Origin of the sequence: Nostoc sp. C057 (assembly GCF_013393925.1) — a bacterium.
Taxonomy (GTDB): domain Bacteria; phylum Cyanobacteriota; class Cyanobacteriia; order Cyanobacteriales; family Nostocaceae; genus Nostoc; species Nostoc muscorum_A.
In genome coordinates this window covers 7,177,233-7,202,725 of sequence record NZ_CP040281.1, presented here as the reverse complement: position 1 = coordinate 7,202,725, position 25,493 = coordinate 7,177,233, and the positions used below count along the sequence as shown (strand labels likewise).

General features: G+C 40.9%; 19 protein-coding genes, 1 tRNA gene and 1 other annotated feature. Of the genes, 13 read left to right on the top strand and 7 right to left on the bottom strand.

From position 1 onward, the window contains the following. Positions 1 to 20: 20 nt before the first annotated feature. Positions 21 to 902, bottom strand: a complete 882-nt coding sequence (locus tag FD724_RS30470; RefSeq protein ID WP_179075196.1) for a DNA adenine methylase — start codon at positions 900 to 902, stop codon at positions 21 to 23. Positions 903 to 1,268: 366 nt separating this feature from the next. Between FD724_RS30470 and FD724_RS30465 the strand changes: the two genes are divergently transcribed. Further along, on the top strand, positions 1,269 to 1,997 hold the full coding sequence (locus tag FD724_RS30465) for a cytochrome b/b6 domain-containing protein (RefSeq protein WP_179075195.1): 729 nt from the start codon (positions 1,269 to 1,271) through the stop codon (positions 1,995 to 1,997). A 185-nt stretch (positions 1,998 to 2,182) separates the two neighbouring features. After that, positions 2,183 to 2,362 (top strand): high light inducible protein, encoded by a 180-nt coding sequence (locus FD724_RS30460; RefSeq protein ID WP_069071239.1) that lies wholly within the window; start codon positions 2,183 to 2,185, stop codon positions 2,360 to 2,362. Between the two features lie 100 nt (positions 2,363 to 2,462). On the opposite strand, the gene FD724_RS30455 is transcribed toward FD724_RS30460, so the two are convergent. The 3 genes from FD724_RS30455 to FD724_RS30445 all read right to left on the bottom strand — a co-directional run bounded on the left by FD724_RS30455 (position 2,463) and on the right by FD724_RS30445 (position 9,396). Further along, a complete protein-coding gene (locus tag FD724_RS30455; RefSeq protein WP_179075194.1) occupies positions 2,463 to 3,554 on the bottom strand; it encodes a hypothetical protein in 1,092 nt (363 codons plus the stop codon). A 138-nt stretch (positions 3,555 to 3,692) separates the two neighbouring features. Continuing rightward, positions 3,693 to 6,668, bottom strand: coding sequence for a molecular chaperone (locus FD724_RS30450; RefSeq protein WP_256874401.1), 2,976 nt, complete (start codon positions 6,666 to 6,668; stop codon positions 3,693 to 3,695). 187 nt (positions 6,669 to 6,855) lie between these two features. Continuing rightward, complete coding sequence (locus FD724_RS30445) at positions 6,856 to 9,396, bottom strand: proteasome protein (protein WP_179075193.1); 2,541 nt, start codon at positions 9,394 to 9,396, stop codon at positions 6,856 to 6,858. An 877-nt stretch (positions 9,397 to 10,273) separates the two neighbouring features. Here FD724_RS30445 and FD724_RS30440 point away from each other — a divergent pair. The 11 genes from FD724_RS30440 (at position 10,274) to FD724_RS30390 (ending at position 23,077) form a co-directional block, all read left to right on the top strand. Continuing rightward, the gene (locus FD724_RS30440) at positions 10,274 to 13,075 is read left to right on the top strand and encodes a PAS domain S-box protein (protein WP_256874400.1); all 2,802 of its coding nucleotides are present in this window, start codon (positions 10,274 to 10,276) and stop codon (positions 13,073 to 13,075) included. A 270-nt stretch (positions 13,076 to 13,345) separates the two neighbouring features. After that, entirely contained in the window at positions 13,346 to 14,068 is a 723-nt protein-coding gene (locus FD724_RS30435; protein ID WP_114083167.1) for a cyclase family protein, read from the top strand. A gap of 272 nt (positions 14,069 to 14,340) precedes the next feature. After that, a complete protein-coding gene (locus FD724_RS30430; protein ID WP_179075679.1) occupies positions 14,341 to 15,837 on the top strand; it encodes an aldehyde dehydrogenase family protein in 1,497 nt (498 codons plus the stop codon). A gap of 237 nt (positions 15,838 to 16,074) precedes the next feature. Beyond that, entirely contained in the window at positions 16,075 to 16,311 is a 237-nt protein-coding gene (locus tag FD724_RS30425; RefSeq protein ID WP_179075192.1) for a hypothetical protein, read from the top strand. Positions 16,312 to 16,523: 212 nt separating this feature from the next. Then, entirely contained in the window at positions 16,524 to 16,724 is a 201-nt protein-coding gene (locus tag FD724_RS30420) for a hypothetical protein (RefSeq protein WP_179075191.1), read from the top strand. Between the two features lie 471 nt (positions 16,725 to 17,195). Next, complete coding sequence (locus FD724_RS30415) at positions 17,196 to 17,918, top strand: hypothetical protein (RefSeq protein WP_179075190.1); 723 nt, start codon at positions 17,196 to 17,198, stop codon at positions 17,916 to 17,918. A gap of 32 nt (positions 17,919 to 17,950) precedes the next feature. Then, positions 17,951 to 18,024: transfer RNA gene (locus tag FD724_RS30410), tRNA-Leu, on the top strand. A gap of 680 nt (positions 18,025 to 18,704) precedes the next feature. Next, positions 18,705 to 20,138 (top strand): vWA domain-containing protein, encoded by a 1,434-nt coding sequence (locus tag FD724_RS30405; RefSeq protein WP_179075189.1) that lies wholly within the window; start codon positions 18,705 to 18,707, stop codon positions 20,136 to 20,138. Positions 20,139 to 20,250: 112 nt separating this feature from the next. Continuing rightward, positions 20,251 to 21,117, top strand: coding sequence for a MerR family transcriptional regulator (locus tag FD724_RS30400; protein WP_179075188.1), 867 nt, complete (start codon positions 20,251 to 20,253; stop codon positions 21,115 to 21,117). A gap of 243 nt (positions 21,118 to 21,360) precedes the next feature. Further along, positions 21,361 to 21,416 (top strand) — a sequence feature (23S ribosomal RNA rRNA prediction is too short). A 155-nt stretch (positions 21,417 to 21,571) separates the two neighbouring features. Then, positions 21,572 to 22,405 (top strand): hypothetical protein, encoded by an 834-nt coding sequence (locus FD724_RS30395; RefSeq protein WP_179075187.1) that lies wholly within the window; start codon positions 21,572 to 21,574, stop codon positions 22,403 to 22,405. Positions 22,406 to 22,438: 33 nt separating this feature from the next. Beyond that, positions 22,439 to 23,077, top strand: a complete 639-nt coding sequence (locus tag FD724_RS30390) for a ThiF family adenylyltransferase (protein WP_179075186.1) — start codon at positions 22,439 to 22,441, stop codon at positions 23,075 to 23,077. A 106-nt stretch (positions 23,078 to 23,183) separates the two neighbouring features. Here the strand turns inward: FD724_RS30390 and FD724_RS30385 are convergent, their stop codons facing one another. The 3 genes from FD724_RS30385 to FD724_RS30375 all read right to left on the bottom strand — a co-directional run bounded on the left by FD724_RS30385 (position 23,184) and on the right by FD724_RS30375 (position 25,465). Beyond that, entirely contained in the window at positions 23,184 to 24,182 is a 999-nt protein-coding gene (locus FD724_RS30385) for an RNA polymerase sigma factor, RpoD/SigA family (RefSeq protein ID WP_179075185.1), read from the bottom strand. A gap of 450 nt (positions 24,183 to 24,632) precedes the next feature. After that, positions 24,633 to 24,908: a peptidase gene (locus FD724_RS30380; RefSeq protein WP_179075184.1), complete on the bottom strand. Its 276-nt coding sequence runs from the start codon at positions 24,906 to 24,908 to the stop codon at positions 24,633 to 24,635. Between the two features lie 134 nt (positions 24,909 to 25,042). Further along, complete coding sequence (locus FD724_RS30375; protein ID WP_179075183.1) at positions 25,043 to 25,465, bottom strand: DUF4363 domain-containing protein; 423 nt, start codon at positions 25,463 to 25,465, stop codon at positions 25,043 to 25,045. Positions 25,466 to 25,493: the final 28 nt, after the last annotated feature.

The following is a 25,493-nucleotide window of genomic DNA, read 5'->3' as shown; positions in this document are numbered from 1 at the left end:
GAAGCCTATCAAAGTTAGGTTTAAATCTCAAGGCTTAATTGCAAAGCTGGATTACCAAGATTCTGAACTTGTGATTTTTTTTCCAAATCAAGTTTAACTTCGTAGTTAGTAATGAATAACTCTTTTCCTTTAGCCGCACCACTCTGCTTATAGTTATTCATGCCATACTGTAATTCCCACTCTGAGATATTAGCCCATTGGAAATTTTCTAGAATTTGCGTTGAGTTGTCATAGGTAATTAGCCAGTTATGATGACATTGTTGCAAAAGGTTAGCAAATCTCTGATGTTCAAAAGAAGTGTGCAAGTCACCGTCTTTACCATATAGCTTTGATTTTGTAGCACTAAAATATGGTGGATCTAAAAATAAAAATATGTCTTCCCCTTCTGATTTTAATAAGTGGCTGTAATCCAAATTAGTAATTTGGACATTTTCTGACAAAATACTTTCTAACTTCTCTAGCCGTTCTATTGAAGAATCAGTAAATCTTTTATGAAAAGCTTCTTGGGAAAAACCACCTGATTCTACAGTTCCTGAAAAGGTAATTCTATTGAGTACAAAAAACCGAACTGCTCTTTCTAAATCAGATAAACTATTGACATCTACACTAGCTAATTCTGTAAAGAGTAATTTCCCATCTCTATATTTGACTTTAATATGCCGAATTTCTTTAACTAACTGAGCTATATCAGATTGGGCAAATTTCCAGAATAAAAAGAGTTCGCGGTTTAAATCGTTAATCCAAATCTTGATATCAGGAAACTTTTGTCTTAAATAAATAAATACAGAGCCACCACCCACAAAAGGCTCTCGAAATTCCGAAAAGCTCTCTGGTAAGTATTCAGCTATCTGATTTATTGCTTTTGACTTACCACCAGGATATCGCAGAGGACTTTTGATCATAACCAAAAATTATAATATTTAAAAATTACTGGATACTTCTATTTTAAGTTTCTGATTATTTTGAGCTTCTAAAGCCAATTTTTTGATAATTACTTTTTGAAGCTTATTAAAAATTTAAATATTAACTTCCAAAAAATATTCTAGTTTTTCTGCTGATACATCTGGAACATGAATTTTATATATCACTACCTTGAGAAATTCTGTAAAATGCAGAACTTCTGGCATATTTTTAAACTTGTATCAATATTTATCTTTGTGATAATTTAGTTCAGTATTGGCTATTAAAGCATATAAATTATCAAGCAAGACTTAATTTCCTCCTTACTGGTTACAATTTTTTGAAGTAAGCTACTAAGGATTAATGTTATGTCCCGTTCTGCGCCCTATCAACCTTTTTTGTTGCGAATTCTTCACGGCTTAAGTGGAATTTTAGTTATCGCGGCAATCATTACCGGGTTTTTGGTTTACAACACATACGATCGCCGATTTGGTAAAATACCATTTCCTCAAATTGGGGATATTCAGGGTATTCACGGCACTTTTGCATTATTTTTCTTGCTTATTCTCCCTGCTTTTGCCCTCTATAGCTTTCATGCTGGACAAAAGCGTTTGCTTCAATCTGATTCTTTGCAGCAACTAACCCAGGTTGGCAAGCCGATTTGGTGGGTTAGCTTGCAACGTCTATCAAATACTCTCATGCTCATCGCCGCTATTTTGGCTGTGAACTCTGGCAGGATGATGAAGGAAGAATGGCTTCCAGCAGGGCAGCTAGATCATATTTGGTACTCCCTTCACCTTAGTGGCTGGGTTGTGATGGTTTGCTGTGTGGCGATTCATGTTTTGATGTCTACCAAGGTCGGTGGTGCGCCGTTGTTACTCTCAATGTTTTTGTGGAAGTTTCGCCCAGAAGATAGCCCTGCTAAATGGTCTAGTCGTTTCCGTGGTTGGTTGACTAGCTTACAGGCTAACTTTGGTGCGGTAATGAATAATTTTATGCAAAACAATTTTTACCTCAGAATTATTGAGGTGATTGTGCTGGGTGGAATTCTGACAGCGTTTGTCTTACCTATATTTTTTCCCGGTAGTGAGTCATAGTTAATTGGCTGTTGGTGCGTAGCTTGCCACTGTAGGCGATCGCAAATCTACTAACACAAAATTACGCACCCGTAATATATATTACTGAATTTTATATCGAGTTTATGTTGCATTCTCGTAAAAATCTGTTACATTACTTTACATGCAGTTATAACTGTTACAACATAAAGCTCGGAGTATTATTTATGGCAGATGTTAAGAAGACTACGCCTTCAGTTTCAGAAGATCCTAATGCTTTGCGCTGGGGCTTCACTCCTCAGAGCGAAAACTGGAACGGTCGTTTTGCAATGATTGGTTTTTTATCTGCTGTTGCACTTGAAGTATTTTCTGGTCAGGGGATTTTACACTTCTGGGGCATCCTTTAGATTTAAACGTTTTTACCTTCATTAGATTATGAGGCAAGGCGGGATAGTAAAATTGTCTGCCTTGCCTGATAATCTCAAGAATTAGAAAACTCTCCAGCAACTACCGTGATGAGCGAAATATTACACGACCAGGAGATTCTTCTTGATTAATTCGCGCATATACTCGCAGACAAGTTAAGACTTCGCCAGGAATACCACCACAGTCTAGTTGTAAATCATCTTTGGATGAAGCACAGATATCTGCATAAAGCCCTGATAATTGGCGAATTCGCACTTCATTACCTGCATTAATTGCCTCATCAACAACTTTCTTCAGGATGCGCCGTGATTCATGTTGTAGCTTCCCCCACCAAGAATAGCGTTCAGCCGGTGGTACGAATACTAAGGAATGTATTGCTTCATCCATGTCAATCCAAGCACGAAGAATTGACAGGGGATCAGTGTTTTTCTCAGCTTTTTGGGTGCGTTGGAAGCGATCGCTTAAAGCATCAATATATTGATCGCGCTGTTCTGCTTTGGAGTGTAAAGAAATGACATCGAAGCTAAAAACGCTCTTTAAAGCATGATGTAAATCGGGGTCTATTTCAATAAAATTCATATATAAAAATAGGAATGCTGCTGGTAAATCGGATACATTACCTTGGGGAATTTTAGAAGTTGAAAGTGCCTGTTGATACAAAGTCAATCCCTGAGTTTGAACAGTACCACTAAGGCCGGGGTAGATAATTTCGTCGCGAATAAAGGGAAGCTGAAAGAGATTAGAATTATCTGCGATCGCACCAACTTCTTGAGCTAAATCTAAAGTGCGCGATCGCCAAGTTGCAGCTAAATCTTCTGGTACTCGCAGCAGCTTGCGTTGAATCTCATTCCATAAATCAGAATCCGTTGTGCTTTGCAGTTGGGAATTACCCAGATAATAATTAAGTTCTGAGTCGGAATCAAAAACTTCCCGCAGGTGACTTAGTTTTAAATCATCTGGCGCATCTTCCCAACCAGTATTTTGCTGTGGGGGTACAGGTTCCAACAGGTTATGAAGTTCTTGCAGCACCTCATCGCATATTTTAGATCCTGGATCTAGTGGTAATTCTGTGCGAGCCTGATTTAAAGTCGCCTCTAGTCCATACAAACTAAACCGCAGTAACTGGGCTAACTGTGAGTTTTCTATCTCTAATAATTGACGCAAGTGCTGCATGAATCTCACCTCCAAATATTTTTATAGCGAATTAAACTTGGCAAACCTCTGCGTACCTTTGCGTTTACTCCGCGCCCCTCTGCGTTTAAAAATCTTAATTTTTTCAACGCAGAGGAACGCAAAGGTTTAATGCAAGAGTTAATGTATACCGCAAAATGGATCGCGTTCTTTATCAACTTCATTGGGTTGCAATTCTAATTCAGCAATATAAATACATCCCTCTTCTTTTAGGCATTCCTGACTGTTTGATGTCCAGTAAGGTACTTCACCAGCGTGCATCCGTAGGATACCTTGATCGTCTAGAGTTACACGATATTGGCAAGGGTAATCTGTTGTCACATCTGGCTTGCTGAGTGCGCCAATTCGTATCCATTTTTTGCTGTTGGTTTCCGCATCTGTTTGATAAATATAGAAGGTGTGTTGGCCTGTTTGTGGGAAGGGAGGTAAAGGATTACTAATTAACCCAATTCCTGGTTCCGTCACACCATCGCGCAGATAGTGAAATTTTTGGAACAACTTACTACCATCATTTCCTACTTCAAAGACAAGATGATAAGCATCTGGTTGATCGACAGTTGCCGACTCAATAACATTGACGGCAATATCACCATCATTTAAATCTTTATTTAAACCCTCAACGGCAATATTCCAGTTTAATTTACCATCAGCAAATAACGGTGATGTTTCTGAAACAACCGATTCCAAATCAATGCCTGGGATATCAATTAAATAATGAGGATTTCCCTGACAAAGCAACACATTAAATTCAAGGGTTTGGTCAATTTCAAACTGGACTTTAATTTTTTTCAGAAACTCGGCTTCTTGCATTCCCAGTTTATTCATGAGGTTTTTGCCGTCAAAGCTACCCCATAGTCGTAAATCTCCATCTTCGTAGTCTTGACGGTAAATAATATTAGTTAATTGGATTCCTTGCCATGCAGTACGAACCTTGGCGACACTTTCCCAAGGTGCGAGTTGATAGAGTTCTTGTCCAGCTTTAAATATGGTTAGTAAATCGTTACTTTGGGTTTTGCGTTTGAAGTTGCAAGGCAAATAATAAAACAGGTTTTTGACATCAATTTCTAGTTGATTGGCTCCCTTACGCAGCAAGCTTTTAGACTCTTCTGGATCGAATCTCAATCTTCGTAGTTTTTCGGCATAGCAAGCACCGGCAGAGGTAGCTAATTTGGTAAATTCCAACACAAAAGTAATTCGTTCTGGATTCCACACAAAATATGGAGATTTACTAAATTCTTGGTAGATTTGGCGCTGCACTATGTCTAAATTACAAGTTTTTCCAGACAAAATTAACCAATCAACTTTTTGGGAATTCCAAGAATCTTTGGTGAGATCATCAGGACGTAAGCGACTTTCCATCAATCCTTTAGCAATACCAATTGCTTCCTTAATTCCTGAAACGGTGGCTCGTTCAAACTGGTGGTTATCTAGAGTAACGCAGATGCTATTTGGATCTTTGACTTGCAATTTGACGGCGCTTTGAGTGAGCAGTTCGGAAATTTGTTGTTCAGAAAGTGTGAAGGTTAATAGAGAATTATCTGCTGGTGCTTTTTGCCCAAGTTTAAGTTTAGCGGCTTCTGCATGATCCCAAAGGATATAAAAGGATTGCAGGCGTTGGGGTGTTTGTTGCCAACGAGTGGGTAATACTTTCTCGGCAGTATCTAGGGCATCTTTGTAAGCAATATCACCTTCTGGATTTTCTTTATCTAGACATTTTAAAAGACTGCCATTTTTGAATTTACCTTGTTCTAAAAAGCGTTCGTTTAATTCAGAGCTAATTAAATCTTCTAGCTTTTCGCTTTCAACATCACCTGTTGTTACTGCTGTCAATAAGAAGTCTGCGATCGCAACTTTTAATAATCTAAAAATCCGCAGCGTAATTAACTCACCACCTAACTGTAAATGACCAGATGAACCTAATAGTTTGGGAGTGAGTTTATAGTAACGTCCTCCTAAACCTCGATCTTCATAATCAGCAAAAGTAGGGGTTTTATCTTCTAAAGTCAGTTCAATTAAAGCTAAGTCTGTGGTTCCGCCGCCGATATCCAAAACGAGGACATTTTGTGACCATTTATTTCCTACTTGACGGCAACGGGTTTTGAATGACTCGATGCCAATATTCAGATTACCGCCAAATTCTCGCCATAAAAAGAATATCGCCACAGAAACGGCTTCATCATAAGCAGTTTGGACATCATCGATCCCCAATTGCTCAACAAATTCCTTAACTTCCTTGCGAACAACTGGTGGGGCGACGGTGGGGTAGGTAACAACTGCTGTCAAAAAAGTTCCTTCTGAAAATCTACGTTGGGCGCGTTGGCGGTAATCTTCAGTTAACTCGATTAAATGCGCCCAAGCAGATTGAATCAGTTGATTTGCGGTAATTATTTCTTCTTTACCATCCAAAATAACCGAAAACGATCGCTCCTGACCAAAATAGCGCTTGGGTGAATGGTGAAACCTGCTGATAATTTCCTTTAAAGAACTGCTGGTGCCTTGAGCGATCGCTTTTTTGCGATTATCTCTAGCTTCCCTACCCATCCGCAGTTTTAAGTCCCCTAACTGCGAAATTTCCAACTCGCTGGGAATTTCCGTATCGCGGCGATCGATATCCAGCACAACTGGGATCAGATTTTGCGACTCTAGAGTAGGAACGCGAAACACCTCATGATAGATTTGGTAAAGTTTTTTGCTGACAGCACGACGAAACCTCTCGCTGTTTCCTAAAGAAAGCTCAATTTGACGAATTGCTTCCAAAAATCGCTCTTTATTGTCACTTTCAAAAACTTCACTCAATTTGCTTGGATCTATATCCAGATTTTTACTAATTTCTGTGATGAATTTTGCCCAATCATCATCGCTAACATCTGGTAAAGCGACCGAGGCGGGAGAACTCAGCCATTGTGATAAGCGATCGCGCAACCGCATTTCTTGTTCTTTTGGTAGAATTTCTGCGATCGGTACTTCAATTGGATCGAAGAGTGTAACTGTGGAATTCGATGTACCAAAATCTAAAGCAAACCATCCGGGAAATCTTTTTTGTTGTTTCTCGCTTGGTTCGCGATCGCTATATTTGTTGAGTTGAAAAGGGTTCATTATAGTATCACTTTCTGTTGTATGTTTTATAGCTGGCTAAAAATTGTAATGTTGTATCATAAAATTACAAATTTAGAGAATCTTTGGTCTTGTACCATTGATTCTCTTTAGCACTGGCTTTTTTATTTGGCACGATATCTACGTCGGGCTACGCTTTTATATGAAAGGGCGTAGGCTCTGAGTTAGCTTATCTCAAATCATCTAAGTAAGAAACAGCAGCAAGTTCTGAAATAATCTGCAACCAAGTAGGAATCGCTATCTCAGGTGGTAAGTCCCCAGCCGCCAAATATCTCAGCAAAGTTTCTTTTTTTGAAAGGTTTTGCAAACTAGGAATAATTTGATCCAAAATGCCTGCTATTTCTGAATTAATTTGCTGATTAACTTCGCTAACATACTGTACAAGATGAAGACTAGCGCTAGCAGTGATTTCATCTCGCAGCCGCAGTACTAAAAGTTGGTGATTGCTCGATCTAGATAAACCTTGGCTTTTTTCTGGTGCCCAGTCAAAGATTTGACCAACGTTGTGTTTCTCGTCTTGACGCGCTAGAGGAAAGATGCTTTCAGGTGCAACTGTTTTATCTTTACTAGTGATTTCCGAGATGATTGCTTCCTTCCATTCGTTAGGATCGCATCCTAATAATAATTTGTAAAAGAGATCGGCATCTTCAAAACCAAATTTTTCTTCAATTTGTTGTTCCATATCTGGATGGAAAAATACCTGCAATTGTTCGCGTTCTGGGGCGACATAATTTGACAATTGGTTCAACAAATCTACCACTGCTTGATGGATGCGATCGCGGGCAAAATCTTCTACTTCTTTAACGGTTTTCTCAAATACTGGATAAAAATCATCGCTTTTAGTTGGAAGGGAAGTATTTACACGGTTTCCTCGATCAAATAATTTCCCGGCTGCACCTTTAGATTCTGCCAGAGCGATCGCTCCATTGTTGGCTTTGTTGAAGAGTAAAGTCCACTGGTTCCAATTGAGGATTCTAAAAGTGAGTTCGTCTTTAACTACATCGCTGACGACAACACCGCGCCGATCTTTAAGTGGTTCTGTCCCTAAATCTTTTTGAAAATTCCTGTAGATTTTATCCAAGCTTTCGACCACATAGCGCAACTCGATAAAGGCGGGACTGTCTCCTGTGGGGATGCCTTGCTCGTGAATTTCATCTATGATGTCCTTCAAGTGATCTTGTTGCTGGCTCACAACATCAGCTGCTCTGCGAGTATCTTCATACAGTTGCTTCAAACCATGAGTCGCTACGTGGGTTTGAATCAATTCCCGCAGCTTACTAAGTCCCCCATCTTGACCAAAGTAACCTAGCTGTTTGCCTAAATTACTGCGGGGATCTGTCTCTAACAGCCGTTCACTTAATAGCTCCCATTTATCTTGTAGGCGTTTAGACCGATCTAAGTAATCAGGATAGTCCAAGTTAGCCAAAAAATCTGGTGAGCCTGCTTTGACTGTAGTAGAACGTTTTGCTAATTCAGCGAGTCCCAACAGTGGCGATAGTAAAACGATGCGGTCTTTTTGGGTTGTAAATGCCTCTGCACCATCAATGGTAGTTTGCAGAACTTTGAGTTTTTGGAAAACGGTTTCCTCTTTTAAATGGCTATCTTCAATCAAATGGTCAAGTTCTCTTTCGCCACCTTCACTGTCTAGGGGGAGTTGATCGAAACGACCTACACCTACGAGAATTAAATCTTTCAGGTCTTGTCCAGGTCGCTGCTGCTGCATCATAGTGAAAATTTTATTGGCGCGATCGCTCCCAGGAGATTTACCATTTAGCAATACCAAAATTGTTTGTACTTCTGCTAGTTCCCGCAGTGACAAAAAGGTATCCCTTGCTCCCGAATTAGCAGCCCCCAATCCTGGAAAGTCGATGAGAATAAATTTTGCTGCACCTGTAAAATCCCAAATTTCCCGTGAGATTTTCACATCGATATCTACGCGACGGATGAGTGGAAAGCTATTCTGCAATAACTTTGTTGGTAGCCTCTGGGGTGGACTTGGTAATCGGATATGCGCTGGCGGTAAATCCTCAAATTTCAGATTTTGGATTGCCATTGGCTGTTCGATCAGTTGTAGCCCTTCGCGGGCGGTGGTAGCATCAATCTGGTAGTGCCCACCACACATCACTTCCCCATAAGCTTGATAAGCCCGCAGGAATAATACCAACTCCCGGAGTAAATAACGTAGCTCCAAATTGTTACTACTATTCCAAGCCTCTTCACACCAGCTAATAATATCTTTGCCAGAGTTGAGTTTCGATACTGGTATCGGAGGAAGTCCTGCTGCTGTCGTGCGTTTATGGGCTTCTCCTAGCATGAAGCGTAGACACTCATGTACCCCTTCGTGAGAAAGATACTCTACAGTGAAATTACTTAATTGGGTAGTTGCAAAGTCGTCTTGCGGGATGATGTGTATTGCGGTAACATTACCTGTAGTAGGGTTTTCACTGACTGGTAAAGCATCTGCATATCCGATTAGACTGCCTAAAAGTAAAGTTTTCCCACTACTGAATTCCCCCATCACCCCAATTTTGACAGGTGAAGTTGCCAGGTCTACAGTTTTCTGGGCCGCTGACCGCAAACGTAGGAGACAGTCATCAAGACTAGCTGGAACCCAATCTTCTTGTTTTGAAGGGTGCTGGGGCACAGAATCTATCTTTCGGAGGATGAATTCGCCGTACTCCTTAAAACGGCCCAGCTTATCTGGTTCCATAAAGTAGTTCCCGCCTAACATGAATTTCTGTGAGCTTTATAACATATAAAATAGGATCGCTAGCCATTGTTATAACGTGTTGATATCACATTTAGCATCTCTCTCATTTAATTTGCGATTTTGGAATGAAGCATTTTGAACGGTCAAGACAATTTTGAAAAATCGGGTTTTTCAGGGAAAGTTGAAAAGGAATTCAGAAGTCAGAACCCAGAAAACAGAATAAAATACGTAAATTTTTATACACAAAATGATTAGAAATTGCTTAGTATGGATGTGGACATTAAATCCTTTTAAACCAGTGATTTTAAGAGAATTCCTGAAAAACATTAGGTGAATATAATCCGCTACTACACAAGTAAAGTTTACCTATACGGAAGACATAAAAAATCAAAAATTTCAAATCTACGGAAGTCGCTTTTGTCTGTATAGTCTTCAAGACTCTAATTTATGCTGAATTCTTCTTGATAAAAAATCAATATTTATTTGATATGAAATTACCGATTATTATGAATTTCTGATAAAGATGTAATCGCCTCATAGCGACTTATATAGTTTTTGTGAAGCTCAATAAGGTTTTGAGCTATGTGATTACATAGCTTAGATGAATTTAAAGATAACTTTAAGAATAAACATAGTTAAATAATTTTCCTGACAGATGAATATTTTAAATTTCACCAAAAATCATGAAGTTAATCTTAATGATAACTTCAGCATTTTTTTAATTTATTTACAAGAGAAAAGCAATTGTTGGAGATATAAAAATAAATAAAGTATTAAGATAAAATAACAGGCCGCAATCAAGATGATATCCCTTTATTAACAAATTCTATTTTCAGACATATTACCTTAATAATTTAGGCAGAGCAGGCAGGCAAAAGTGTTTTCCAAAAAGGTGCAGAGCTACATTAACCAAATCATAGTTCAAGAGGAAGTAATACAACAGGATGAAAAAGTATTTTGCCAGCAGGCAGACACTTCTCCTCTGATGATTTGGATGGCTGGATGCAATGCACTTTATTGCTACTTAAATTCAAATTGGCTGGAATTTACTGGAACCCATCTAAGAAAAGGCGGGCCTGCATCTGCTCGGCGAGAAGAGATAAGCAATATCTGGGCTGGTAGCATCCATCCAGAAGATCGACAACGATGTAAAAATATATACTTAAAAGCATTTGCAACATATAATTCTTTCCAGAGGCAATATCGCCTGCGTCGGTCTGATGGCAAATATCGCTGGATTTTAGATACAGCTGCGCCACGATTTTCAGCAGATGGCAGCTTTGCGGGTTACATCGGTTATTGTGTGGATGTAACAGAAGTGCGACCTACCCTGAAAGAAGACTGCTCGGCATCTACAAATTCATCTCGTCGTCTCCGCAAATTAACAGAACAAAAACAGGCGGCAGAATTAAAAAAAGCACAAAAGCAACTACAAGCCGAAACTGCAAAACGCCAAGTAGTTGAATCACAGTTACGCCAAAAAACATCAGAATTTACAGCGATTTTGCAAGTACTTCCTGATTTGTACTTTCGTATCAATGCTGATGGAAGTATTCTGGATTACAAACCAGGAAAGATTGAGAACCTGTATATTTCAACAGAAGATTGTCAGGGCAAGAGTTTGCGAGAATGCCTACCGACTGCTATCTGCGATCGCTTCCAGCAAGCAATAACTCAAGTACTGGAAACTCAATCTTCAGTCAGTTTTGAATATACCTTACCGCTTCCACAAGAGAAGATTAATTTTGAAGCTAGGTTATTACCATTACCAGACCAGCAAATCATAGTTCTAGTCCGCGACACCAGCGACAAAGTACAAGCAGCATTAATAGAAAGCGATACCAAGTTTCGCACCATTATTGAAAATGCCAATAACATTATTTTTGCACTGACCCTTGAAGGGATATTTTCTTACGTTTCTCCTAACTGGACTGAAATTCTTGGGCATGAGGTTGCAGAAGTTGAAGGTCAATCCTTTATTCCCTTTGTACATCCTGACGATGTACCTATTTGTGTAGATTATTTCCAAAGAATTGCGACAACAACCCAAAAGCAAGACGCAATTGAATATCGAGTAAAACACAAAAATGGTAGTTGGCGATGGCATACAAGCAACTCATCTGCTATTAGAGATACTAATAGTAATGTTGTAAACTTCGTTGGTATTTGCTATGACACCACCGATCGCAAACAAGCAGAAGTTGCACTCAGAGAATGTGCCCAACGGGAAGCATTACTCAATCGTCTTTCTAACCAGATTCGAGCTTCCTTGGATCTCAATTACATTGTGGAAACCGCAGTGCGGGAGATCCGTGACTTATTCCAGATCGATCGCTGCGCCTTCTTTTGGTATCGGCAAGACACTGAAGTTACCCATTGGGAAAAAGTATACGAAGCGAAAAGTTCCTTTTTACCCTGTCTGCTTGACGATCAAGAAGCAACTAGTGCAGAAATCGAACTCATCGCAGCCAAAACCTTGAATAGAGAAATTATCCGTATTAATGATGTTGAGACTGTAAGCGATTGCACTGCACAACTATTTTTGCAGGATTTTGGTTTCACTGCCTTTATGTCACTACCTGTACACACCAAATCTGGCGAAATAGGCACATTTAGCTGTGGTTCTTGTGGTGGCTTCCGGCCTTGGCTAGACAACGAAGTAGAATTACTACAGGCAGTTACAGTGCAAATAGCGATCGCTATTGACCAAGCTAAACTCTACACCCAAAGTCGCATTGCCGCTCAAACAGCCCAAGATAAAGCCCAGCAACTAGAAGCAGCATTACTAGAACTTCAACACACTCAAGCGCAACTCATTCAAACCGAAAAAATGTCCAGTTTGGGACAATTGGTTGCAGGTATTGCCCACGAAATCAATAATCCCGTCAATTTTATCTACGGCAATATTAGCCACGCCCGTGAATATACCAAAGATTTATTGCACTTGGTAGAACTTTATCAACAGAGTTACTGCCCACCAACACCAGAAATTCACGAACAAATCTACAACATAGATTTAGACTTTCTCAAGCAAGATTTGCCTAAAATTCTGGATTCTATGAATATGGGAGCCGAACGCATTCGGCAGATAGTCCTATCTTTACGCAATTTTTCTCGCCTTGATGAAGACGGCACGAAAGCAGTAAATCTTCATGAAGGTATTGATAGCACCTTACTGCTGTTGCAAAATCGTCTGAAAGCCAAACCAGGATATCCCGAAATCCAAGTAATCCGAGACTATGGCAACCTACCACCAGTAGTCTGTCACGCTGGACAGATGAATCAGGTGTTTATGAATTTGCTGGCAAATGCGATCGATGTTTTAGAAGAGTCATTTGTCACTAGTCATTTGTCATTAGTAAATAACTCTAAACAAAGGACAAACGACCAAGGACAAATGACTTCTCCTCAGATTCGCATTCGTACCCTTATCAAAGAAGACCGTGTAATCATTGGCTTTGCCGACAATGGCCCAGGCATGACTGAAGAAGTACGCAAACGTTTATTTGACCCCTTCTTTACTACAAAACCCGTGGGTAAAGGCACGGGTATGGGATTATCAATTAGCTACCAAATTGTTGTCCAAAAACATGGCGGACAAATCCAGTGTATTTCAGCACCAGGAGAAGGTGCGGAGTTTATCATCATGATTCCACTACATGAGCAACCTTCAACATAAATACAACTTTAATCTTTTCTTAACCAAAAAGTTAACCTATTGGTTGTTAACTAAGATTAATTCACTTTTTGCTGCAACATTTGACCCCCCAAAAACCTAAAATTTACAGGAATTGGGGGGATTATTTGTACTATTATGGGGGGTTAGGGCTAGAAATATTACACTTTAATTACTCTGTAATGGTAGTACTATCTTTGCGTCGGCATAGCCCAACCCAGGCGATAGCACCTTTAAAAAAATCCCTGAATATAAGTAAAGTAGAAGGCTGGGATGATACAACCCCAAGGTCAAAATAGTATCACCTACACACGCGTTATTCATCTAAGTCACGTGATTGACATAGATATTCCCCAGTGGCCTGGAGATCCCACAGTAGAATTTGAAACTGTGGCTGAACTAAATAATGATGGCTATTACCTCCGACGTTTAGCCTTGGGGGAACATAGTGCTACCCATATCAACGCTCCTAACAGCTTCCATAGCTATAGTATGGGAATTGACCAATATCCCGCCCAATCTCTGGTTGTACCTGCGGTGGTCATAGATATTCGTCAAGCCACAGCCGTGAATTCTGATTATGCCCTGACTATTGCTGATATTGTGGCTTGGGAAGAAGAATACGGTGAGATTTCTCAAGGCTGCGTAGTTATACTGAATACTGGTTGGCAAAAAAAGTGGTTTGATAAAAGTGCATTTCTAAATCATGATGCTCAAGGTATTGCTCATTTTCCAGGGTTTGGTAGCGATGCAACTCAATTCTTACTGAAGGAACGGCAAATTGCTGGGGTAGGGATTGATACTCATGGTGTAGACCCAGGACAGGATAACACTTTTGCTACTAATCGTTTGGTATTGGAAAAACCGCGTATTGTTTTGGAAAATCTCACCAATTTGGATCAGTTACCACCCAAAGGTACTACTCTAGCGATCGGGATTCTGCGGTTGCGTGGTGGTTCTGGCTCTCCTGTGGGTGTCTTGGCGTTAGTGCCTTAATTTTTATATCGATATTTGCTTCTCACACCAATTTTTTAAACTTGAGGATAACCTAGAAAGCAAGCAAACTTAGTACAGCTTTGTGTCAAATCTTAGCGTTTTTTAACGCAGAGGAACGCAAAGTCAACGCAAAGGTACGCAGAGTCTTGCCAAATTTTCTTGGCTTATTGTTTCTTTCTTTGCGTCCTTTGCGTCCTTTGCGGTTCGTTTCTCATATAGAAGTGGTTATCAGTACACAAGTTTCACTCGATCATCAGCCGGGGATTTTTAAGATGACAACTCCGCTATCTTGCCGCAATTACATCGACGGTCAATGGTTGAATGCTATAGGGGAAGGAACTTTAGAAAGTCGCAACCCTGCGGACAAAACCGAAATCGTTGCCACATTTGTGCGATCGCAAGTTAATGATGTAGATACAGCAGTAGCCGCAGCCCGTAAAGCCTACCGCAGTTGGCGCACAGTCCCGGCCCCAGCTAGGGCTGAATACATCTTTCGCGTTGGGGAAATATTACTCCAGCATAAAGAAGAACTTGCCCAGTTAATCAGTCGGGAAATGGGTAAACCCCTGACAGAAGCTAGGGGAGATGTGCAAGAAGGTATTGACTGTGCCTTTTACAGTGCTGGCGAAGGACGGCGACTATTTGGGCAAACTACACCGTCGGAAATGTCTAATAAATTCGCTATGACTGTGCGAATGCCTATCGGAGTTTGTGCGTTAATTACTCCCTGGAATTTTCCTGTGGCAATTCCTTGCTGGAAAGCTATGCCAGCTTTGGTATGTGGTAATACAGTCATCCTTAAACCTGCCGAAGATACCTCCGCCTGTGCAACTAAATTGATTGAAATTTTCCAACAAGCAGGTTTGCCACCAGGAGTAATTAACTTGGTGCATGGTGTAGGAGAAGAAGCGGGGAAAGCTTTAGTTGAGCATCCCAATGTAGATTTGGTATCGTTTACCGGTTCTTCAGAAACAGGTGCTTTTGTTGGCGCTACTTGCGGACGCACTCACAAACGTGTCTGTCTGGAAATGGGTGGTAAAAATGCCCAAATAGTGATGGAAGATGCCGATTTGGAACTTGCCTTAGATGGTGCGGTGTGGGGTGCTTTTGGAACAACCGGTCAACGGTGTACGGCTACTAGTCGCCTGATTTTGCATCGTGATATCAAAGAAAAATTTACCGCCATGCTTTACGAGCGTACTAGTAAGTTACGCTTGGGTGCTGGCACTGATACCGACACAGATATTGGCCCGATTATCAATGAAAAACAACTCCAACAGGTAAGCAAGTATTTGGATATCGCCCGTGAGGAAGGAGCAAAGGTTTTAATTGGTGGAAAAATTGCCAATGAAGGCTCATTGAAAAACGGTTACTTCTTTCAACCAACTATTTTGGATGATGTAACTCCCGATATGCGAGTTGCCCGTGAAGAAATATTTGGGCCAGTGGTGGCATTAATTGAGGTTAGTTCCTTTGAGGAAGCGATCGCAATTCTCAATGATAGCAATTACGGTCTTTCTTCTTCAGTTTACACCCGCGACATCAACCGGGCTTTTACTGCTATGCGCGACATCGAGGCAGGTATCACCTATATTAACGGCCCTACTATCGGCGCAGAGGTACATTTGCCCTTTGGGGGTGTGAAACAAACCGGTAACGGACACCGCGAAGCTGGAACTACTGCAATGGATGTTTTCACAGAATGGAAAAGTGTTTATGTTGACTTTTCTGGAAGTTTGCAACGCGCTCAGATAGATAACCGCAGTTAATTTAGTAATACAGCGATTTTCAGTTGAGTAGAAAAAAGACCTAACCCCCAGCCCCTTCCCTTGTAGGGAAGGGGAGTAAGGCTTTTAGAAGAGAGAATCTAAATAGCACGCATTGGATTGCAAAATTTGTAGTATCCCCTTGACATTATGTAGAGCCTGTATTACATTTGTAGTATGAAAAGAAAAGCCTCCTCAAAGGCAAAACTAAAACCTATCAGAAGCTAGACAATTGCATAGATGCTACTGTTTGGGGCCGCGATTGGTGTTCGACTGCTCCGAAGCCAACAAACGGACGGTTGCAGGATTCGGGTTCAATTCCCGACGGCTCCATTTGCCTTGACTTTGATTGAAGTTGCGATCACCTCAATCAAGCCATTGCAATTATTCAAACTTGGGTCTGTAGCTCTAACGGTAGAGATCCCGGATGTCACTTGTGCCCTAACAGAAAAAGCTTACATACTTGCTCAATGGTAGAGCGATCGTCTCTAAAACGATAAGTTGCAGGTTCAATTCCTGCGGTGTTACCACAGCTTTTTCAACTTGCATGAGGTGTGAGTGTAACTCTCACAGGGAGGGTATCGGTTCAATCCCGATCAGATCCACTAATACGAATTCGTAATACTCGCCAAAAGCGAGAAGCAAGCTACGTAATTCGTAATTCATAATTAAAACAAGAGGTGATTGGAATGGTTCATATTCGATTTGAAGGACGTTCTGTTGATATCCCAAAAACCCAATTGGGAATTGCAGCAGGGATGAATGATGTGGCGGTGAAGGAGCGCGTTGCTCGGCATTTAGATGTGAATAGCGATCGCCTTTCTGCTTACGTAATCGATCGCCGTCCTAGTGGTGATTTGATCGTCCGCCCTGAAGCTGTCTATGGTTGAATTTCCTAGTCATCCGTGCCCTAACAGAAGAAGCATACATACACATTGATAACGGCTCTAAGGTAGTAAAGTTCGAGCGATCGAATAAGCGAAGCATGATTTCTAAGTCTCTCGCAGATTTAGCGTGCGTGCCCACTGCCAATATTTGGTAAGAGCGGCCGTAGCTGTAAAAAGCTTTTTGAACTTGCACGGAATGATTTAAGACTTAATTTCGCGCCCTAACTTGTGAAGTCTACACACACTCCGGCAACGGAATGCAGGTTCGACTCCTGCCGCTCCCGCTAATGGGAGCGTAGCCAAACTGGTAAAGGCAATCGTGAAAACTGCTTTGCTAACTTGCGCGGAATTTCAATTATTTAAATCGTATTTATTTATAATCTTTACCCAATACGGAGGTGAGTTCAATGATGTTAGCTAACTCATGTTTAATAACAACTCAATTAGAACAACTGAATTTAAACAACGTGAGATATGAGCGAACATCGTTTGAGCGAGATTGTGATTGAGCGTCCTCGCGGTGGGAGGAGAATTAGCCTCAAAAAAGTGACTGGCTTTAAGAAGCAATTAAACAAAATCACCCACGATGCAATTCAGGATGGATTGTTGAATCCCTACCTGATTAAACCAATAAATAAATCTAAGTATCTTTCAGATCATCTCGGCCCTCTGCGTCGGTTTTTGCGATCGCAAGTTGGACAGCCTTGGAATGAGGTTTACAGCCAACTGTGTCAAAGATTAGATCCTAGCACAATGGCAGGACAGCATGTTATCGATCATGTGTGGGACTACGTTGAACGGTATGTGGAAATAATTGATGGTGGTTTTTACAGCAAGCCTTACCAAGGGTATGGAATGCAGCTAAATACAAACCACCGCGATCGCTTCTATATCCATCCTGAAACCGGAATTCTTTGTGCAGTCGAGAAAATACCTCGAAAGCAGAAGCAAAAGCCGGAACAAACCGATATTCTCATCATTGATAATTATCATCAATACCAAAAGCTAAACGAGATTTGGTATTTAATTACCTTTGAAGATTTGCCATTGCCACCCACTCATTATGTGACGGATGCTGTCAAAGGTATAATTCATAGTTCTGTGGCATATAGAGGTCAAACGATTTACGCTGTTAGTAAAAAGCAGTGTAATAAGAAAGAAATTCGATTTATTTTAAATCAACTTTCTAAAAACTAAAATTTTCACTTCGTGCCCTAACTGAAAAAGCTTACATACTAGCCGAATGGTAAGGCACTTGACTTAAGATCAAGCAACTACGGGTTCAAATCCCGTGTGTGAACCAACAGCTTTTTCGACTTGCATGAGGTGATTTTATTTCATTTCAATATGGAGGTGAGAACGATGAAAAAGATTAATTCTTTCAACATCGAGCCTGAAGATTTCGACGATTTCTGCTTTTGAACCCTTGAGCAAACGTCGTCGTGGCTACCCATCTGAAAAAGCTGTTAAACGTGGCCATCGCCTTGTTCATGGTGACAAGGAACTACAGGAAAAGCTTGGTAACAATGACCTTTGTCTTTGCGGTTCTGGTCGCTGCTTTCAAGAAGTGCTGTCGCAATAGCGGCAGATATGATGGCAGCTTACGCAGCTACTACTTTTAGCAGGGCAAACGCATCTAAAGTATAAGAATCCTTTAATAGCAAGGGTTTTGGCGTTTTTTAATTTAGCCTATTTTTTCATCAAGATCCTTGCCCAGCAAGGGTTTCAGAAATCCCGTGCGTTCGCCCTGCTACTTTTAGGGAGTAGTACTAACGATTTCGATTTACATCAAAACTGGCAGTTGTTGCCGCGCCCCGATCGCAGAAGCTTACATAATTTTGCACAAGTTATACACAATGCTTCTACAACTTGCGCGGTGACTTTATCGCCCCGCGTGCAACATCTGCCTCCTGCAATTTTGGATTTTAGGTTGCAATCTAAAATCCAAAATCTAAAATCCAAAATTCTTAGAGGAGGTTTATAATGAATACCGCAGAACGTGACCTGCGTTTGGAAATGCTCAACAGTTTGCTGACAACTCCTCACCGCAAGCTTGAGCAAGTCGCAGAAATTCATCAGTTAATTGTTGAACTCGATCCCATCTTCTACGGACATTTGGCAGTCTGGTATCAGCGTCATGGTGATGTCCGCGACCATAAAGAAGTATTCCTAGCTTATTTACTAACCAGCAATTTAATTGAACACCGAGATGCTGGATTTATGATGCTGCAAGAGTTTCCACCCTATCAGGTGGCTCGTGTGGTGGACTTCATGAAGCAGCAGCAGAATAAACTGCCTCGTTCCGCCCGGACTGCGGTACGACGTTACTTGAAGACACGGGAGAGCAATCCGGCTCTGTTCGATCGCGCCGCGCTGAGAGGTCGTAAAGCAATGAAGCACTTATATGCTTCACTGCACATCAAGCCAAATGAGCGGGCAAATGCGATTCTGTTTTGCGATAGTCCTCCAGAGGGTTCCTTAGCAAATGTGCTGAAGCAGCTGGCTAAGGCAACAAATGCCGTAGAACAGGCACGGCTGATTGTGGAGTTCAAAATTCCATACACGATCGCAATTGGTGCAATCAAGCAACTTACACCAGTTGTATTGGTGGCGTTAATCAACAGCATGACTCCTCAAGAAGCGATCAACAACCTCAAGTCTCTCCAGGCTAGAGGTGCAATGGATCATCCACAAGTTAAGAAGCTGATTGATTCCAAGCTGGAAGCAGCGTCTAAGAGTGGGCGTGTCTCAGCATTCAAAGCACAGATTGCCGCAGACGCAGGAGATTTTGACGCAGACACCGTTGCCCAACTGGAAAAGGTGACGAACGAACAGGTGAAGCGGCATGGTGTGATCGCTCGTCCAACTGCTTTATTGGTGGATAAGTCTGGTTCAATGGAAAATGCGATCGCGATCGGTAAACAACTCGCTGCCCTAATTTCTGGTATCACAAAGGCAGAACTGTTTGTCTACGCCTTCGACACCATTCCTTACGCTGTTACAGCAAAAGGCAAGGAGTTGACCGACTGGGAGCGTGCCTTCCAGCACATCAATGCAGGCGGTAGTACTAGCATCGGCTGTGCATTGGAAGCAATGCGGCGGAAAAAGCAGGTGGTTGACCAGATTATCATAGTGACGGATGAGGGCGAAAATGCTGCTCCTTACTTCGGTGAAGTTTACAAGAACTACTGCCGTGAGTTGGCGATAATGCCCAATGTGGTGATTGTCCGCGTAGGTACTCATTACGACTGGGTGGAGACTCAACTGAAGCAGCAGCAAGCACCTGTAGATACATTCACTTTTGCGGGTGATTACTACAGCTTGCCGAATCTCGTCCCACTTTTAACGCGCCCCTCTCGTCTGGATTTGCTGATGGAGATTCTGGATATGCCGTTGCCTGTAAGAGAGGATAAGTAGGGTTAGAATGTGGCATGAATCATAGCTCTACTGAGTCATGCCTTTTCTACTCTACTGCGTTGACTTTGAGCCTCGTTTCTGAAGCTGAACTAGCATAGAAAATATTATGGACATGGAACTTCCATCCTGGTTAAAAAGCCATTCTGAATCTGAAAAAAACTTAGTTGATAGCTCAGTCCAAAAATCAGCTAATACGATGAAAGGGGCTTCAGAAGCGGCACGATTGTTTGGAGTAAATGTTAGCCTAATCAAGAAATGGGGAACGGAATTTGCAGATTTCTTGAGTGTTTCAGCAAATCCTTCTAAAGGAAAAACTCGTTGGTACAGCGAGTCCGATATTAAAGTTTTCGCTTTAGTTTCTTGCTATTGGAAAGATGATCTAGACTACGAGTACATACATTCCTTGCTTAATCAAGGTTGCCATCATGATGATTTGTTTCGTGAGTTCGCTTACTTGAATACGCCAATCTTTCAAGATGTGCCCGAAGAAATAGACGAAACTTGGACACATGGGGTATTAGTTAGAGGTATGGCACAGCCTGACCCTGTGCAAGTTGCGAGGGCTTATAAAGCTGCTGGTGATGCTTTGATGGAGCAAGCCTTGAAAAGCTCTGAACCTCATGAGCTAGGTTATCCAATTTTATTTAGTTACCGACATGCAATTGAATCTTATCTAAAAGTAGTAACTGAGTATGAATTGGAACGAGGAGATAATGCTGCTCATAGTATTCTTGATCTATTAAAAAACTTTGAAGCTAAATATGGCAATGCGCTACCAGATTGGGCAAAAAATCGGTTAATTGATTTTCACAACGCCGATCCAAGATCAACTTCATTTAGATATGCAGATACAATAGTTTTCAGTACTGAAGGTAATGAGAAATGGATTAACTTTTATCAATTGAAAACAATATTGAATGGCCTTTGTAATTTATTTGAACAGATAATCACCACAAGATTAAATACAAGACTGCCTTGACTGATATGAGCAAGTAGATCGCTCAACCCAAGCAGGTGATAAAGCGACATGAAGAAGGCGTATGAAGTAATAGCGATCGCTCAACTTCACAATCTCTCTTTCCATCTCTTCCAATTCTGTGTAGTATATTGTATTATATTAACATCCTGCATGCCCCAACTCTTGGAGCCTACATACTAGTACGAGAGGAAAGGTAACACTGCCAAATGCAGTGGGCGTGTGTGAACGGGGAGTGCGAAGAACCTGGGAGGTAGGCTCAAAAGTAGCCATCCTTGAAAGAGTGTGTAACAACTCACCAGAGGAGTCCCTCTAGTAACTGAGAACACGCAATGCTCCACTAACTTGCACGCAGAATTATATTAATTCGTAATTCGTAATTCGTAATTCGTAATTAATAAAGTCAGATTTTATAGGGTTGCATTGGTAGCCTTATTTTTGAAAATTGGTATTAGTTATGACTAACATATTTAAGCTAATCAACCAAATTGCGATCGCAGAAGCACAATTGTCTACAACCCAATTCCTTGCGCCCTGTGTCAAAAGTGGACGAGTTCGCACACGGGTAGCTGGGATGATCTACACTTTCACGCCAAAGCCTAATAAATTTGAAGGTTGGGGCATCTTTCAGGCTGTGAATGAAAAAACAGCAACGGTTGTAGAAGAAGCAGACTTACCCCAGATTGCGGAATACTTGCAACACTTTCCCCAAATACGGCTACGGTTAGCACATCAACTGCAAAAACAAACTTGGTTAGCATACCCTGTAAATGAAGCAGATATGCGTCAACGGTTGAAATTAGTTAAGCCGATCGCAGTCCACTTAGTTACTGAGGGCGTTACCTTTGAGCAAATCATTGCCCGTTGGAATGGACATTCATGCTGGTTTGAGGAAATCGATCGCCGTACCGATCCGGTAATTGTTGAAACTCTGCAATCTGCCCTCAAGAAACTCATTCCTGCTGAGGAATTACAGTTTAAGGGGATGACTCCAGAAATTCGCACAGTGTATGAATTAGCAACTCGGCGCATTGAGGGATTTACTCAACCCCAACAGGATGAAAAGCGACTGAGAAAGGCATTGCAAATGGGTGGCGGTACCTTAAATCAATTCCACGATCGCAGCGATTATTGGACAGTCGATTGGACAACTGCTGATGGAGTTCGCCATAGTAGTGCGATCGCTAAAACTGATTTGACTGTTGTCAGTTCTGGCATTTGCCTAAGTGGACGCGATCGCGATTTTGACTTGCAATCCTTAGTGGGTGTCATGGAACAACAAGAGTATTAATTACGAATTACGAATTACGAATTACGAATTATTATGAGTATCTTTTTTCACGAACAGCTTTACCGCACCAATGCTGTGATGGCAAAGTTGAAAAACTATCCTGTAACTATTTGTGGCGCTGGAGCATTAGGAGCTAACATAGCGGAAAACTTAGCTCGCTCTGGTTTTGATAAACTTACAGTGATTGATCGCGATCGCATTGAGGAGCGTAATCTTTCGACTCAGCCTTACTACCGTTCTGATGTTGGAGCGTTCAAGGCGAAGATTTTAGCGAATAATTTATATCGAGCAATTGGTACTAAAGTTGATGCGAAGACAAAGGAGTTGACATCAGCAAATACAACTCAATTACTCAAAGACAGCCAGCTAATTATCGATGTCTTTGATAATAGTGTGGCACGTCAAGCAGTGAAAAATTATGCTGAACAATTAAAAATTCCTTGTCTTCATGCTGGGCTATCGGCTGATTATGCAGAAGTGATTTGGAATGGCGTTTATCGCGTTCCTTCTGAGGTTAATGATGATGTCTGTGATTATCCGTTGGCACGAAACCTGGTGATGTTAACCGTTGCAGTGGCCTGTGAAGCGATCGTTTCATTCATTGCGACAGCAGAACAACATAACTTCAGCATTACCCAGAAGGATCTGACTATTCAATCTCTGTTTTTGTAGATTGCTTAGACGCTCTTAGCCGCTTGTCGCAGGCATCGCACATCAGGATTTATCGAACTCTGCGGATTGAAGTAAAGAGCAAATAACAAAACATTCGGCTTACGAATTAACTAGCTAGATAGCTGTGTATCTTATCCTTATGTCTTCTTAGACTACCCAAAGCTTGTTGCTCTATCTGTCGCACTCGCTCTCGACTAATACCCATCCGTTGACCAATCTCTGCTAAAGAAAGTTCATTTCCATCTGTTAAACCAAAACGGAAAGTTAATATTTGTCGCTGCTGGGGATTTAATTTTGACAATAAATTTTGAATATTTTGTTGGAGAAACTTATGGTCAGCGTATAATTCTGGGGAAAGTCCATTATCCTCCAACATATCTTGTAATTCTATATCTTTGTCTGAGCCAACTCGTAATTCTAGAGAGACAGGTTGACGTGCTAAAAGTAAATAATCTCGAATTTGTTTTGGATCTAAAGATAGTTCTTCGGCGATATCAACTGTGGTAGGAGTACGACCTAATTTTTGAGTTAGTTCACGTTGAATCCGCTTAATTTTGTTCAGCTTTTCTGTAATATGAATAGGCAAGCGGATAGTACGTCCTTGTTCGGCGATCGCTCGTGTAATTGCCTGGCGAATCCACCAATAGCCATAAGTTGAAAACTTGTACCCTTTAGTTGGGTCAAATTTCTCAACTCCTCGCTCTAAGCCTAAACTTCCTTCTTGAATTAAATCGAGAAAATCTAGGTTATGTCTTTGATATTTCTTAGCAATAGATACTACAAGTCGCAGGTTTGCCTGAATCATTTTCTGCTTGGCTTGTTGCCCTTGATGTAGCTGTTGTAGCAGTGATTTTTCACCAATATTTATATTTTCAACCCACTCTTGTTGGGTTGGTTGACGTTTTAATTGAATAGCTAATTTTTCTTTTGTAGCTAGTAAAGCCATCATTTTTTGAACTTGCTTGGCGAAATTAATCTCCTGCTCATAAGTTAATAAAGGTATCCGTCCAATCTCGCGAAGATAAGTACGCACTGTATCAGCAGTATATAAAAGTTTCTCCTTTTTATTACTTTCTTCTAGATACTTGTAAGATAGATTATTCATAGTTATTTGAACCTTCAAAAATATTTGTTGGTTTAGAGGATGTTTAAAAAATCCTCTTGGCAGTAGCAAAACTTTTGTATTCCCTTAAATCCAGGCTACTTGCTTCGCCTTTGTCCTAATTTTACTTTTTACTCAGCACTCAGTACTGAGTAACTTAAAAGTCAAGAAATTTGAAATATTTTTTAGTTAGTTGCTACGGATCGTTATTTTGTTAAAAGCAATATTTTTTAAGTTAATAGCTTGATGTTACAGGAGCTTGTCAAAGAATTGAAAAAGTTATGTCTGTCCAAATTCTAGTCCGTTCTGAAGCAGGAGCAATAACTCTGGAAGTGCTTCTACAATTAGTTTTACAGCACTGGAGACAATGGATTATAGTTTGATTTCACTATTTGCGATCGCAGTGGAACTGACTTGATATCTTAAAAGACTGCGATCGCTTTTGATTAATCCTTACACAGATTTTGACCTTTTTCTACTAAACAAACTAGTCATACTTAATCCAGTAACCAACAACCCTAATAGCCCTAGTCCGTTCAAAATCGGGTAAATTCCCTGTAAACCCAAGATTTCACCACGATGAATCGAAAGTAGTAGACTACGTGGAACTCCAATGTTAGCTGACCACTCACCTACCAGGGTAGCTGCAATACCGGTTAACAATGTTACAGCAAGCGGTAAAGCCAAAATAATCGCCAGAGTCCGGTGATATTTGCGAAATGAACGCATTATCCAAAATCTCCAGTGGAAACTATCGCAGTTTGCAACTTGATAAACTACAGAACTATTTGTCTCAAAGCCAGATATAAAGACTTTTTTTGGTGTCTCTTGTCTTTTAACTCCTGCTCTATGTTAGTTTTACCTCACTTAGAAACAGTGGCGATGTTTGTCTCAAGTGTTTGTAACCCTTTAAGAGATTTCGCTTTATCTTTTGCTTTTAGCGAACCCTTCACCTGGGTCGCAGCATCTTCGATGACATTATAGGTTTTTGAAGATTTAGTTTTGACACCATCCTCAACTTTAGACCAAGAATTTTCAAACTTATTAAATTCCTGTTGAGCTTTGTCAAAGTTTCCGGCTTGCACCGCAGTTTTTGTATTTGTAACGACACCGGCCAAAGTATCAAAACCTCCCTGCGTAGCACTAGGGGTTTTAGATCCTGTTGTCGCCTTAGTGGTTTCTGTGGTAGCAGGAGTTTGGGTGGTGGATTTTTGATCGCTGTTGCATCCTACCAATGTCAGTAAGCTAATTGCAGTAACAGGGATGATGTAGATTAAGCGTTTCATAAGACCTCTTGAATAATGATAAGTCGCC